This window comes from Pseudomonas sp. RIT409, assembly GCF_003052515.2.
Taxonomy (GTDB): domain Bacteria; phylum Pseudomonadota; class Gammaproteobacteria; order Pseudomonadales; family Pseudomonadaceae; genus Aquipseudomonas.
Map to the genome: position 1 here is coordinate 26,776 of NZ_QARE02000023.1, position 12,761 is coordinate 39,536.

Sequence of the window (12,761 nt, forward strand, 5' to 3'; positions counted from 1 at the left end):
AAAAATACCTGAAGCGACAAGGCGAAAATGCACACGACCAAGCCTGCCTCGAAGCCCGAATCAAGGCAAGGCCCGTGTGTGCATGCCCATGGCGATCGTCCTGACGCACCGAGAAGGTTTTAAAACACCTCTTCCCCCAGTGCCTTCTCCAACAGCAGCGCAGGCGGATCGAAACGCTCCCCATATCGCTGCGCCAACACCCGGGCGCGGGCAACGAATGCCTTCAAGCCGTATTGATTGATGTACTGCAAGGCTCCGCCGGTCCAGGCGGGAAAGCCAATGCCGTACATCGAGCCGATGTTGGCGTCGGTGGTCGAACGCAACACCCCTTCTTCCACGCAACGCACGGTTTCGATGGCCTGAATGAATAACAGGCGGTCCTGAATATCGCGTCCCGTGACCTGAACCTCAGGCTTTTCGAAACGTGCCTTGAGCCCTGGCCACAGGCGTTTCGGTGCCCCCTCCGGGTAGTCATAAAAGCCCCCCCCCGCTGCCTTGCCCGCCCGGTCGTATTCGTGAAGCAGCACATCGATGATCGCCGCTCCCGGACGCTCCGGCGCCGTCTCACCCTGAGCGGCCAGATCTTCGCGAGCCTGCCTGCGAATGTGGCTCATCAGGCTCAGCGACACTTCATCCGACACGGCCAGAGGCCCTACTGGCATGCCCGCCTTGCGCGCTTCGGTCTCGATCATCACCGCCGATACGCCCTCGCCCAGCATCGCGATACCTTCATGGGTAAAGGTTGCGAACACACGCGAGGTGAAGAAGCCTCGCGCGTCGTTGACGACGATGGGGGTCTTGTTGATCTGCTGCACGAAATCGAAGGCCCGGGCGAGCGTCATGTCGTTGGTCCGCGCGCCCTTGATGATCTCCACCAACCGCATCTTGTCCACGGGACTGAAGAAATGCATGCCGATGAAACGCTCTTGCCGGCTGACCGCCGTGGCCAGCCCGGTGATCGGCAGGGTCGAAGTGTTGGACGCGATCACCGCATAGGGCACGACCACCTGTTCGGCGGCGGCGGTGACCTGACCCTTGAGTTCACGGTTTTCGAACACGGCCTCGATGATCAGGTCGCAGCCTTCCAGATCACTGTCGCGACCTGTGGGCTTGATCCGCCCGAGGATCGCGTCTCGCTGCTCGGGCTTCATACGTCCCTTGGCGACCTGTTCCTCCAGCAACCTGACCGAGTAGTCCTTGCCCTTCTGCGCGACAGCGAAGTTGATGTCTTTGAGCACCACCTGAACGCCAGCCAGGGCGGTGACGTAGGCGATCCCGCCGCCCATCATTCCCGCCCCGAGGATGCCGACCTTGCGCATGTGGTACACCGGCGGCGCCGCAGGCCTGGAGCTGCCGGCCTTGAGTGCGTTCAGTTGGAACCAGGTGCCCATCATGTTCTTGGCAATTTGGCCGGTGGTCAGTTCAGTGAAGTACCGCGCCTCGATTTTCTCGGCGGTGGCGAAATCCACCTGCGCGCCTTCCACCGCAGCCGCCAGGATTTTTTCCGGTGCCGGATAACAACCCTGAGTTTTGCTGCGCAGCATTGCCGGAGCGATGGCCAGCATTTGAGCGACCTTGGGGTGCGACGGACCGCCTCCTGGAATCTCAAAGCCGGGCTGGTCCCACGGTTTGACTGGCGAAGGATTGGCCAGAATCCATGTGCGGGCTTTATTCGAAAGGTCGTCCTCATCGCTGGCCAATTGATCGAGCAAGCCGGCATTGAGGGCCTGTCGGGCGCTCAGGGTGCGGCCGTCCATCAGCAGCGGCAGCGCCTTCTCCAAGCCCAGCATGCGCACCAGTCTAACCGTGCCTCCGCCGCCGGGCAGCAGCCCGAGCGTCACCTCCGGTAAGCCGAGGCGAACCTGTTTTTCATCAAGGGCGATGCGATGGTGACACGCCAGGCTCAATTCAAGCCCTCCCCCCAGCGCGGCGCCATTGATCAGGGCGACCACCGGCCTGCTGTAGGTTTCCAGTGCCCTCAACTGGGCTTTTATGCCCAGGGTCATCCGGTAAAACCACTCGGCGCGGGAAGGCTCGACATTGATCAGCTCATGCAGATCGCCACCCGAAAAGAACGTCTGCTTGGCCGAACGAATGATGACCCCGACGACGCGCTCCTTATCCGCCTGCAACCGGGCAAGCGTTTCGTCCATCGCCAAGCGGTAGGTTTCATTCATGGTATTGGTCCGCTGGCCGGGCAGGTCCAGCGTGAGTGTGACAATCTGGTCGGAGTCGATTGCATACTGGATGGCGTCACTCATGCGGTCGTTCTTCCTGAAGCTGTTTTTATAAGAGAGGGCAGCCAGGCTGCCAGGACGGGTGACGCTCAGCGGTCATGTCCGTTCGATGATGGTGGCAATCCCCATCCCCCCACCCACACACAGCGTCGCGAGGCCATAGCGCAGTTGTCGAGTCTCCAATTCGTCGAGCAACGTCCCCAGGATCATGCAGCCGGTGGCCCCCAAGGGGTGGCCCAAGGCGATCGCCCCTCCGTTGACGTTGACCTTCTGCGGATCGACATTCAAATCCTTGATGAATTTGAGCACCACCGAGGCGAAGGCTTCGTTGACTTCGAACAGGTCGATTGCCTCGATCCCGAGACCCGCACGCGCCAGGGCCTTGCGTGTGGCGGGCCCTGGACCGGTGAGCATGATCGTCGGATCGGTACTGGTGACGGCAGTGGCGACGATCCTGGCCCGAGGCCGCAGCCCCAACTCCCGCCCCTTGTCTTCCGACCCCAGCAACATCAAGGCGGCGCCGTCGACGATGCCCGAACTGTTACCGGGGGTGTGCACGTGATCGATACGCTCGACGTGGCTGTAGACCCGTAACGCAGTGGCGTCATAGCCTTTCTGGCCAATAGCCGCGAAGCTGGGCTTGAGTCCGCTCAGCCCCTCCAGGGTGGAATCACTCCGAATGAACTCGTCGTGATCGAGCAGCACCAGGCCGTTCTGATCCCGAACCGGTACCAGCGAACGCGCGAACGCCCCGTTCTGCCGAGCCTTCGCTGCTTTTTGCTGGGACTGCAAGGCAAAGCGATCGACATCTTCACGGCTGAACCCTTCGAGGGTCGCGATGAGGTCAGCACCGACGCCTTGCGGGGTGAAATGGGTGTGCAGGTTCGTCTGTGGGTCGAGCGCCCATGCGCCGCCGTCACTGCCCATGGGCACGCGCGACATGGATTCGACGCCGCCGACGACCACCAGGTCTTCGAAGCCGGAACGCACCTTCATGGCCCCCAGGTTCACCGCCTCAAGCCCTGAGGCGCAAAACCGGTTGACCTGAACGCCCGCGACGCTGACCGCCCAGTCGGCGACCAGTGCCGCAGTTTTGGCGATGTCGGCGCCCTGATCGCCCACCGGCGTCACACACCCCAGCACAATGTCATCCACTTGGGCGGTATCCAGGTCGCTCCTTGACTGCGCCTCACGCAACAGCCCTGCCACGAGGTCCACCGGTTTGACGCTGTACAGCGAACCGTCCGCCCGGCCTCTGCCCCTGGGCGTGCGCAACGCGTCGAAGATGAAAGCTTCGGTCATTCTGTCCCTCGCTGGCCTGCTTTTTTGTTGTCACTGTGGCACTGGATAATGACGGCACGCGCTCAAGATCGAAAGTGCACAGTTTGGGTTGATCTCGATCAAGGTTAGCCTGTTGTCAGAAATTTCCGACTCGGACGAACGGTAGTCAGCTATCGGATGACCCGCGAGGGGCCCGGAAGCGTCTAGGACGAGACTGTGGACGGCTGGCCAGTGGCTTTATCGCTATTCTTCCTAACAAGATCGCATGTCTCATATCAAACCGATCTAAGCCGCATCGCACGAGGCTTCTAAGGTTAGGTCTGTAGCAGTGGCGCGATAAAAACGAAGCTTAATGCGCTGCGTCTCCGATTTGTGATCGGGACACCTGCTCTTCCGATTTCACCTAGGCCAGCTGCCGTGTCCCTTTTCAGGGATGCAGGTCAGCTTTTGTCGCTCAGGAATAACAAAAAAGGCATGCGCCATGTTCAAGCATTCGAAAATACGTCAAGCAGGGCTGATCGTCTTTGCCACTACACTGTTGCTGATTTTGCCCAACCTGACTCGATTGTTCGGTTGAGCCTCGTCAAAAGCTTGCGGCACGGCACATCTGTGCCACGCTGTTCTGACAGGGGACGGTCTCACAGTGAGTATCTGCGGTTGACGGCGAGCCACGGGCACAGACGCAGCGCAGTGCACGAGTGAAGTAACACGGGAGGACGCATATGCGTCAGTGGCTGTCAGTTGTCGCACTGGGGCTGAGCATCGACGCATCCGCAGGGCCTGTGGAGCAGGCCGAAGCGGTGGCAGCCATCCGTGAGGGCAAACTCGCGATCGACGTGCGCAGTCAGAGCGACTACGAGGCAGGTACGGTGCTCAATGCCATCCGGGTCGACGACCGGCGCTTGGTGAACCAGCTGAAACAGGTCATGACCGACCGCAATCTGGTGCTGGTCATTTTCAGTTCTACCGGCGCGCGGGCGGGCAAGGCGCAGGACAATCTGATCAAGGCCGGCTACACCAGTATCATCAATGGTGGCTCCTACGAAGAGCTGCACAATGCACTGTACGACGTCGCCGACGATCCTGCGGAGTGAAGCGAACCTCGCCTACGTACGGTCGATCACCCGCACCGGCGACGCCTTATTCAGGACTGCCGCTGCACCTGCATCTGCACGACCGGCTGCGCGACCGGGGACGACGGGGTCACCACCACCTTCGCATGCATCTGCTCACAGCCACCGCCTCGGCGCATCCCACGGACGGGACAGGCGTCGAGGTAGTCGAGACCGACCGCCACCTTCAGATGGCGCTCCGGAATGGCCAGCTGGTTGGTCACATCGAAGCTGTACCACGCATCCTCGAGCCACGCTTCCGCCCAGGCATGGCTGGACAGGTGCTCACTGCTGTCGCTGTACAGGTAGCCCGACACATAACGAGCAGGCACGCCCAAACTGCGAGCGCAGGCCAGGAAGGCATGAGTGTGGTCCTGACACACACCGGCGCCATTGGCGAATGCCTGGGCGGCACTGGTTTCCACCGCAGTCGCGCCTGGCGTATAGACAATGTGCTGATTCAGCGCCTGCATCAGGTCGATCAGCGCGCTGCGGTCAGTGCGCTTTTTCGTCTCCCTGGCAGCGAAGGCCCGCATGGCTTCGTCCGCCTCAGTCAGGCGGGTGAAGCGCAAGAACGGCAGCGATGACTGGCTCTCATGTTCGGCTTCGCGTTTTTCATCGATATCCACTTGCCCCCGGGCGCCGATGACAATGGCTTCATGCGGCTCGTCCATGGTCAGCACGTGGAGGATGTTGCCAAACGGATCGACCTGCGCCCGGACCGGGCGCGGCAACGCCAATTGCCAGCTAAGCACCTGTTGGCGCTCGCTGTCGTGAGGGGTCATACGCAAATACTGGATGCTGGCGCGGACCTGATCGTCGTAGTGATAGGTGGTCTCGTGACTAATGGACAGTCTCATGCTGCCTCCAGATAAGAAGTGTGAATAACGTTACCCAGTTGGGCCAGCAGCGGAATGAATTCGTTCAACCATTCATGCAGACCCTCATTCAGGATTTCGTCGATGCCTGTATAACGCAGGCGGGCATGCAGCTCGGCGGCCAGACGCTGGGCGGGGCGCCCGTTGGCGCCGGGCAGGCTGGAAAGGATCATGTCGAGTTCCTCGAGACACGCCCGCAGTGAGCGAGGAATGTCCGCGCGCAAGAGCAGCAGCTCAGCCACCTGGCGCGCGCCAGGGGCATCCCGATACACCTCGGTGTACGCCTCGAACGACGACAGCGCGCGCAACAAGGCACTCCACTGGTAGTAACCCGCTGCCGAGCTGTCAGCCGCGGCGTTGGCGGACGGACCGCGCAGTTCCAGCATCTCATAACGCGCATCGAGCATGCGCAGGGTGTTGTCGGCGCGCTCGATGAACGTCCCCAGACGAATGAAACGGAAGGCGTCGTTGCGCATGATGGTGCCGTAGGTCGCACCACGGAACAGGTGAGAACGCTCCTTGACCCACTCACAAAAACGGCTGAGGCCGTAGCGACTCAGGCCCTGCTCGGCGATTCCGCGTATCTCCAGGTAAGTGGCGTTGATGTTCTCCCACATGTCCGCTGTGATTCGCCCGCGCACGGCGTGCGCACTGGCCCGCGCCGCCGCCAGACAACTGAGGATGCTGCCAGGGTTGCTGGCATCGAGTGCGAAGAAATGCAACAGGCGCTCGGCGTGCAAATCGCCATGGCGCTCACGGTAGTCATCCAGCGTCCCGGTGATCAACAGGGGCATCGCCAGTTCGTTGAGGCCATCGCCGCGACCGTCCTGAGGCATCAGAGACAGCGAGTAACTGACGTCCAGCATCCGGGCGAGGTTTTCAGCCCGCTCCAGGTACCGTGACATCCAATATAAATCCGAGGCAGTTCTACTTAGCATTGGCAGGCTTCCTTAATCCTCGACCACCCAGGTGTCCTTGGTTCCGCCACCCTGCGACGAGTTCACCACCAGCGAGCCTTCGCGCAGCGCTACGCGCGTCAGGCCGCCCGGCACCACGCGGGTCTCGCGACCGGATAGCACGAACGGCCGCAAGTCGATGTGGCGCGGGGCGATACCGTTCTCGACGAAGGTCGGACAGGTCGACAAGGACAAGGTGGGCTGAGCGATGTACGCGTGTGGCTTGGCGATAAGCCGCGCCCGGAAGGCTTCGATCTCCGCCGCGGTCGCAGCGGGCCCGACGAGCATGCCGTAACCGCCCGAGCCTTGGGTTTCCTTGACCACCAGATCGCCCAGATTGGCCAGCACATGAGACAGTTCTTCAGGTTTGCGGCATTGCCAGGTCGGTACGTTTTTCAGGATCGGCTCCTCGTCGAGATAGAAGCGGATCATGTCGGTGACGAAGGGATAGACCGATTTGTCATCCGCCACACCGGTCCCGATTGCGTTGGCCAGCACCACGTTGCCCGAGCGGTAAGCCGCCAGCAAACCCGGGACGCCCAGCATGGACTCAGGGTTGAAGGCCAGTGGATCGAGGAAGGCATCGTCGAGCCGACGGTAGATCACGTCCACGGGTTTGGGGCCGTCAGTGGTGCGCATGTAGACGTGGTCGTCGCGCACGAAAAGATCGGCGCCTTCCACCAATTCGACGCCCATTTCCCGAGCGAGAAACGCGTGCTCGAAAAAGGCACTGTTGAAGCGCCCCGGCGTCAGCACCACCACACTGGGGTCTTCCAGCGGGCTGGCGCTCTTCAAGGTGTCGAGCAACAGGTTCGGGTAATGATCGACGGGGGCGATGCGCTGCGCGGCGAACAGCTCAGGGAACAGGCGCATCATCATCTTGCGGTCTTCGAGCATGTAACTCACGCCACTTGGGGTGCGCAAGTTGTCTTCCAGGACGTAATAGGTCCCGTCGCCATCACGTACGAGGTCGACACCGGAAATGTGCGCGTAGAGGTCTCGGTGCAGGTTCAAGCCCTGCATTGCCAACTGATATTGCTCGTTGGCCAGCACCTGCTCGGCCGGGATGATGCCCGCCTTGATGATGCGTTGATCGTGATAGAGGTCAGCGAGGAACATGTTCAACGCCTTGACCCGCTGAATGCACCCGCGCTCGACCACCCGCCATTCACTGGCAGGGATGCTGCGAGGAATCGTATCGAAGGGGATCAGGCGCTCGGTCCCCTGCTCGTCACCGTACAACGTGAAGGTAATCCCGGCGCGATGAAACAAAAGATCGGCCTCACGCCGACGCTGAGCCAGAAGCTCAGGAGGCGCTTCGCCCAACCAGCGGGCGAATTCCCGATAATGTGGCCGGACAACGCCGTCCACATCGTACATCTCATCATAAAAGGTGCGGATCATGCCGTACTCCTTGTCACCTTGGACACAAGGACCATCGCAAGGCCCGTGCCAGCGGCATAAACGCCTAATATTCAATGAGTTACTTAATGCACCGGGCGCATCCGCACCATTCCTGTGCAAGAACTGCCCACACTCATTCCCCCGCGCTTCACAGCGAAGCGCACCGGCACCGGAAAATCTATGAGACGCATAGCCAGAGTTGATTTCCGGGCTGGGATGGGTTTGCCCATACTCCCTCCATCCCGCAGCAAAATCTCACTCCTGGCTGCATGAGCGACATCTGCGTAAACGATCGCTTCAACGAAATTCCCTTTCCGCCGCTCCTACCCGAGCGGCTTTTTTTTTTGCCCTGTTTTCGACGGCCGTGCCGCGAACCCACTTTCGACTCTGCTTGGCCATGGACCTGTCGGCGGGGGATCAGCACAGCTCACCGGGCGGGGCGATCAAAGATCGCCAACGCGAGAGAGCCATGCGACCACGTAGTCCCCCTCGAGTCAGTGATACCGTCTGACTTCCTGCTTGACGCCCCAGCCCTCGACTTGTCCATCCAGACCAAAAATCGCGCTTTGCAGGTCTTGTTCGAAATCACCAATGCCATCGTAGGTGGCATACATCACTTTGCTGACTTGCAGGTGCCATGCGCCGTCCTCACGGGCATTGATCTGTGTGTTGAGGGATTCGCCACGAAACTTTTCGGCAGCCTGACGCGCCCGTTCCTCATCGGGAAAAACGGCGTAAAACTCGATGGGATAGATGCGCGCGAAATCGAAACCGCTTTCCTTCATGCGGCGCAGCACATGGCTGCTGATGTCTTCTTGATAGGTCGTGCTCATGAAACGTCCTCCTATGCAACGATAGATAGAGTTTCAACGATCCCCAAACGCCTCCGTGGGAGGCATCGAGCAGCAGGTCATCCGCCACCCGGGACTCAAGCATGTCGCTGACAAGGCCGGTGCAGTTTTTACCCAACAGGCAGTCGTCACACGTGCTGGCACGGGTAGATACTTCGCCGGCCCCGTCTGCAGATTACGCCCAATGCCAACACGTTGCCAATTGGCAACGCACGGTCATTTGAAAGGTTTTTTCAGGTTGCTTCGATGATGGAAATGATCTGTACCGCGTTCTGTTCCTTGAGTGTCTTGACAGTCGGATCTTCGGTCCGCCCTTCCAAATCGTTCAGATCGAGCTCATGAGTGACCGGAAACAGATGCGGGCGCAAGTGCTGGGCCGCTTCTTCTTCACTGGGACGGTGCTCGGATTCGAGATCGAGGGTCTGCGGCACACCTTCTTTATCGAGAAACGAAATGGTCCAGACTTTCATCAATGTCTCCTCAGTCAGGGCCGACAACCGGCTTACTGATCTTGACCTTTGGCCGAGAACGGCGTTCCACCCAAATGAGCGGTAGGTGCACACTGATTCAGAGGGAAACACCGCCCATTTCAGCGCCTTGGGGGTAAGCTTGTGCTCACGTGACGACAGAGCCGTCAGCGCGCTCACGTGAGCGTGCCCAGTGTCTGCACCTACACGCGCCTCAATGAAAAACGCCCCGTAACCGGGGCGTTTGCAGTGGATGGCTTACTGTGGCTTGGCGTCCTTCACCCCTGCCGTATTGTCCAGCAGGCTCTTGGTTGCGGTCTGCAGGAAACTGTCGAGCTTCTTGCGCAACTCCGCGACGTCCGGCGCATCGGGCACCAGTTCGGCGTGAGGGTGCGTGCCCAGTTCGTAACTGTAGATCTTCGGCTCCATTTCCTTGGGCTCGATCAGAATGCGGTTGCCGGTGACGATAGCCACGGTCTGCTCGCTCCCCGACGGCTTGATGACGCCGAAGCCTTGGTCACCCGCAGGCAGGTTCAGCAGGTCACGGCCCCAGCATTGGTGCACGGTATCGCCGCCCAGGCGGCCCATGATGGTCGGCACGATGTCGATCTGCGTACCGACGATACTGCTGCGCTTGCCGAACTTGTCCTGCAGGCCCGGTGCGATCATCAGCATGGGCACGTTGAAGCGACCCAGGTCCATTTCGGTGATCTGCTCGTTATTGCCGAACCCATGGTCCCCGACGACGACGAATAAAGTGTCTTTGTAATACGGCTCTTTCTTGGCCTTCTCGAAGAATTGGCCAAGCGCCCAGTCGGAATAGCGCATAGCCGTCAGGTGCTCATCCAGCGTGCCGTGGCCGGTCACGCGCTCCACCGGCAGGTTGGCCGGCAGTGCGTAAGGCGTGTGGTTGGACAGGGTTTGCAACAGTGCGTAGAACGGCTTGCCCTTGGCATCACGATCCTTTAGCTCCAGAGCGCCGCGGTCGAACATGTCCTGGTCGGATACACCCCACGTCGGGTCAGAAAACACCGGATTGACGAAATCGTTGCGCCCGATGAAGTTGGTCATGCCCTGGTTGCTGAAGAAGCCGGACTGGTTGTCCCAGGCGAAATCGCCATTGTAGACGTACACGTCGTCGTATTTACGCGCGCTGAGCAATTGAGGCAAACCCGACAGTTTGTGGCTGCCTTCCGGCGTCTGCATCAGGTACTCGAAGCCCGGCAGGTTCGGGAAGCACGCCATCGTGGCGAACATGCCCTGGTGCGTGTGCGTGCCGTTGGAGAAGAAGTGATCGAACAGCAGGCCTTCTTCAGCCAGCTTGTCGAAATAAGGCGTGATGTTGGATTCGTCGCCCAGTGCCCCCACCGAGTGACCGGCGAAGCTTTCCATCAGAATGACGACCACGTTCTTGATCGGCAGCGTATTGCCGGCCGGTGGTGTGAACTCACGACGGACCGCAGCCTTGTCGGCATCGACCAGTTTGTCGTTGGCGGTCAGGAGCATGTCACGCACGGTCTGCTGCGCCTCGGGCTGCGGCAGTGTGGCCTTCCAGATGTTGTCGCGATCTTCGGAGAGCCGACTCTTGGCAGCGGCGATCAGGGTCAAGGTGCCGTTCAGGCCCAGGGTGTTGGCGAAGTTCGATTCGGTGGTATAGGCATCACCCCAACGCAGCGGCGGCCCTTGACGCAGGGTGCCTCGGGCGGCAATCACGGCGATCAGCAGGCAGACGACGAACACGCCGATCCGGGCGTACCACGGGGCCACGGCACGGTTGCTGGCGCTGCCCACATTGAAACCACCGCGCGGCCGAGTGGCGTGATCGATGCCCTTGAACACCAGACTCAACAGCCAGGTCAGCAACGCCCACGCCAGCAGGTAGCGCACGACCGGGTAGCCGTACCAGATCATGCTCAGGACGGTTTTCGGGTCTTCTTTCACGTACTGGAACACCAGACCATTCAAGCGCTGGTGAAACTCGCGGTAGAAGTCCATCTCCATCAGGCCGAAGAACGTGGTCAGACTCGCCACCAGCGTCAGCCAGACACGAAACAGGCCCCGGGCGGCCATCAGCCGCGCACTGAACAGGGCCAGCAGCAACGGAATCAAGATGTAGACCACCAGCCGCAGGTCGAAACGCAAGCCGTTGCCGAACGCCTCGATGAATGTCGAGGCTGGCGTGGCGCCGATGCCTTCACGGTTGTAGACCAGCAGCGCGACGCGCAGCAGGGTGTACAGCACCATCAGCGCCAGGCCGCTCAAAAGCGTGTACGCCAGGTGCGATTTGACGGTGGGTTGCGGCGCGCGGGCCGAAGCGTCCGGTTTGGCCATGTGTCTTGGGATCCGTTGGAAGCAGGTTTATGGGCGTTGATGAGCACGGTGCGCCTGTGACAACGAAAGGCAGCACAGGGTCGCGGGTGGCAAATAGTACGTGATCGCCCGGCCTTTACCACCTATGCGATGCATTCTTCACCATGATGCGCTGCGTCACTTCAGGCGTCGTTCAGCCGGGGACACGTCAAGCGGCCGGCATTCTCCGGAAAAGGCCGTGAAAATTCCGTGGTCCAGGAGGATTTCTAATATTTTCTTACAAAGCCTTTTTTAGGAGTTTGCGCACGGGGAAGCACTGACGACCATAACGCCACCTAGAAACGAAAAACGCCCGATGAACGGGTCATCAGGCGTTGCTTTGAAACGTAAGGCCAATCCGGATCTAGACTCGGACGTTGCCCCGCGGGCCCGCGATGGCCCAGATAATCAGCCCCAGCACTGGCAACAGTGCGATCAGCAGAACCCAGAGAATCTTCATGCCGGTTTCTGCGCCGCTCTTCAACACGTTGAGAATGGCCCAGATGTCGAGGGCAAGAATGATCAATCCAACCAGACCATTGAAGGTGGAACCCATGGTGACGCTCCTTATTGAAAGCTTGCCCAGTTAGGAGTGGCGCGCTAAATGAGGGTTCCATAGGCGGCGTGCGATATTTGAAGAAGGATCGGCGCATCTGCCGATAGACAGGTAGGCCTTAAGCCTCTCGAGCTTTGAGTGCATCGAGCGCGGGCTCGATCAGGATGCCCAGCTCTACGCCGAGTTCCATCACTCGGGCCTTATCATTGCCATAGACCAGTACGGTCTGAAGCTCATCGTCCAGTGGCTCGCTGAGGTTCATCAGCACATAGCCTCCCATTTCCTTGTTCATGCTGCTGAGTTGGATCTGGATGCGGTTCAAGGCGGTCAGTGACTCGGCTTTCGCCAGTTGTTTCGGTTTGATGTTGAACACAACCTGAGGGCCGAACGAGGCGGTGATCTCAGCCAGAAGGTCCACATAATTGTCCGCCTGGAACAGAACGGTTTCCGGGAGACTGCCCACGATCACCCACTCCCCCAACGGAATTGGGAAGGTGTCGTCGTAGTTGATGTCCGGGTTAGCGGCGAGAAATGCGTCAGGGTCGGCATAAGCCTGCTCGGCTTCATCGGCGATCTTTTCGATGTCCTCTTCGCGCATGCAGCCCGAGCTGATCTTGCTGATGAATTCGAGAAGCGAAGCTTTCATGACGATGGTATCCGAGGGCAAAAA

Annotated in this window: 11 protein-coding genes; 1 reads left to right on the forward strand and 10 read right to left on the reverse strand. The window is 60.0% G+C overall.

Features of this window, described 5'->3' with window-relative positions; translation table 11 throughout:
- Window positions 1–119: 119 nt before the first annotated feature.
- A complete protein-coding gene (locus tag DBP26_RS22725; RefSeq protein WP_108239846.1) occupies window positions 120–2,261 on the reverse strand; it encodes a 3-hydroxyacyl-CoA dehydrogenase NAD-binding domain-containing protein in 2,142 nt (713 codons plus the stop codon).
- Window positions 2,262–2,333: 72 nt separating this feature from the next.
- The gene (locus DBP26_RS22730; protein WP_108239847.1) at window positions 2,334–3,539 is read right to left on the reverse strand and encodes an acetyl-CoA C-acetyltransferase; all 1,206 of its coding nucleotides are present in this window, start codon (window positions 3,537–3,539) and stop codon (window positions 2,334–2,336) included.
- 701 nt (window positions 3,540–4,240) lie between these two features.
- Between DBP26_RS22730 and DBP26_RS22735 the strand changes: the two genes are divergently transcribed.
- Complete coding sequence (locus tag DBP26_RS22735) at window positions 4,241–4,612, forward strand: rhodanese-like domain-containing protein (RefSeq protein WP_108239848.1); 372 nt, start codon at window positions 4,241–4,243, stop codon at window positions 4,610–4,612.
- Window positions 4,613–4,662: 50 nt separating this feature from the next.
- Here the strand turns inward: DBP26_RS22735 and DBP26_RS22740 are convergent, their stop codons facing one another.
- From DBP26_RS22740 to DBP26_RS22775, 8 genes are all read right to left on the reverse strand, one after another.
- Complete coding sequence (locus DBP26_RS22740; RefSeq protein WP_108239849.1) at window positions 4,663–5,490, reverse strand: transglutaminase family protein; 828 nt, start codon at window positions 5,488–5,490, stop codon at window positions 4,663–4,665.
- Complete coding sequence (locus DBP26_RS22745) at window positions 5,487–6,446, reverse strand: alpha-E domain-containing protein (protein ID WP_108239850.1); 960 nt, start codon at window positions 6,444–6,446, stop codon at window positions 5,487–5,489. Before DBP26_RS22745 ends, DBP26_RS22740 begins: the two co-directional genes overlap by 4 nt.
- Before the next feature lie 12 nt (window positions 6,447–6,458).
- Window positions 6,459–7,868: a circularly permuted type 2 ATP-grasp protein gene (locus DBP26_RS22750; protein ID WP_108239851.1), complete on the reverse strand. Its 1,410-nt coding sequence runs from the start codon at window positions 7,866–7,868 to the stop codon at window positions 6,459–6,461.
- Between the two features lie 494 nt (window positions 7,869–8,362).
- Complete coding sequence (locus tag DBP26_RS22755; RefSeq protein ID WP_108239852.1) at window positions 8,363–8,701, reverse strand: ribonuclease E inhibitor RraB; 339 nt, start codon at window positions 8,699–8,701, stop codon at window positions 8,363–8,365.
- 251 nt (window positions 8,702–8,952) lie between these two features.
- Window positions 8,953–9,189, reverse strand: a complete 237-nt coding sequence (locus DBP26_RS22760) for a hypothetical protein (protein WP_108239853.1) — start codon at window positions 9,187–9,189, stop codon at window positions 8,953–8,955.
- Between the two features lie 255 nt (window positions 9,190–9,444).
- Window positions 9,445–11,517 carry an LTA synthase family protein gene (locus DBP26_RS22765; protein WP_108239854.1) on the reverse strand — a complete coding sequence of 691 codons (2,073 nt, stop codon included), beginning with the start codon at window positions 11,515–11,517 and terminating at the stop codon, window positions 9,445–9,447.
- A 382-nt stretch (window positions 11,518–11,899) separates the two neighbouring features.
- Window positions 11,900–12,091: a PLD nuclease N-terminal domain-containing protein gene (locus tag DBP26_RS22770; protein ID WP_108239855.1), complete on the reverse strand. Its 192-nt coding sequence runs from the start codon at window positions 12,089–12,091 to the stop codon at window positions 11,900–11,902.
- A 118-nt stretch (window positions 12,092–12,209) separates the two neighbouring features.
- Complete coding sequence (locus DBP26_RS22775; RefSeq protein ID WP_108239856.1) at window positions 12,210–12,737, reverse strand: hypothetical protein; 528 nt, start codon at window positions 12,735–12,737, stop codon at window positions 12,210–12,212.
- Window positions 12,738–12,761 lie beyond the last annotated feature (24 nt).

Bases quoted from the DNA above. Each gene is read 5' to 3' on its own strand.
- DBP26_RS22725 (WP_108239846.1), bottom strand. From the start codon at position 2,261: ATGAGTGACGCCATCCAGTATGCAATCGACTCCGACCAGATTGTCACA.
- DBP26_RS22730 (WP_108239847.1), bottom strand. From the start codon at position 3,539: ATGACCGAAGCTTTCATCTTCGACGCGTTGCGCACGCCCAGGGGCAGA.
- DBP26_RS22735 (WP_108239848.1), top strand. From the start codon at position 4,241: ATGCGTCAGTGGCTGTCAGTTGTCGCACTGGGGCTGAGCATCGACGCA.
- DBP26_RS22740 (WP_108239849.1), bottom strand. From the start codon at position 5,490: ATGAGACTGTCCATTAGTCACGAGACCACCTATCACTACGACGATCAG.
- DBP26_RS22745 (WP_108239850.1), bottom strand. From the start codon at position 6,446: ATGCTAAGTAGAACTGCCTCGGATTTATATTGGATGTCACGGTACCTG.
- DBP26_RS22750 (WP_108239851.1), bottom strand. From the start codon at position 7,868: ATGATCCGCACCTTTTATGATGAGATGTACGATGTGGACGGCGTTGTC.
- DBP26_RS22755 (WP_108239852.1), bottom strand. From the start codon at position 8,701: ATGAGCACGACCTATCAAGAAGACATCAGCAGCCATGTGCTGCGCCGC.
- DBP26_RS22760 (WP_108239853.1), bottom strand. From the start codon at position 9,189: ATGAAAGTCTGGACCATTTCGTTTCTCGATAAAGAAGGTGTGCCGCAG.
- DBP26_RS22765 (WP_108239854.1), bottom strand. From the start codon at position 11,517: ATGGCCAAACCGGACGCTTCGGCCCGCGCGCCGCAACCCACCGTCAAA.
- DBP26_RS22770 (WP_108239855.1), bottom strand. From the start codon at position 12,091: ATGGGTTCCACCTTCAATGGTCTGGTTGGATTGATCATTCTTGCCCTC.
- DBP26_RS22775 (WP_108239856.1), bottom strand. From the start codon at position 12,737: ATGAAAGCTTCGCTTCTCGAATTCATCAGCAAGATCAGCTCGGGCTGC.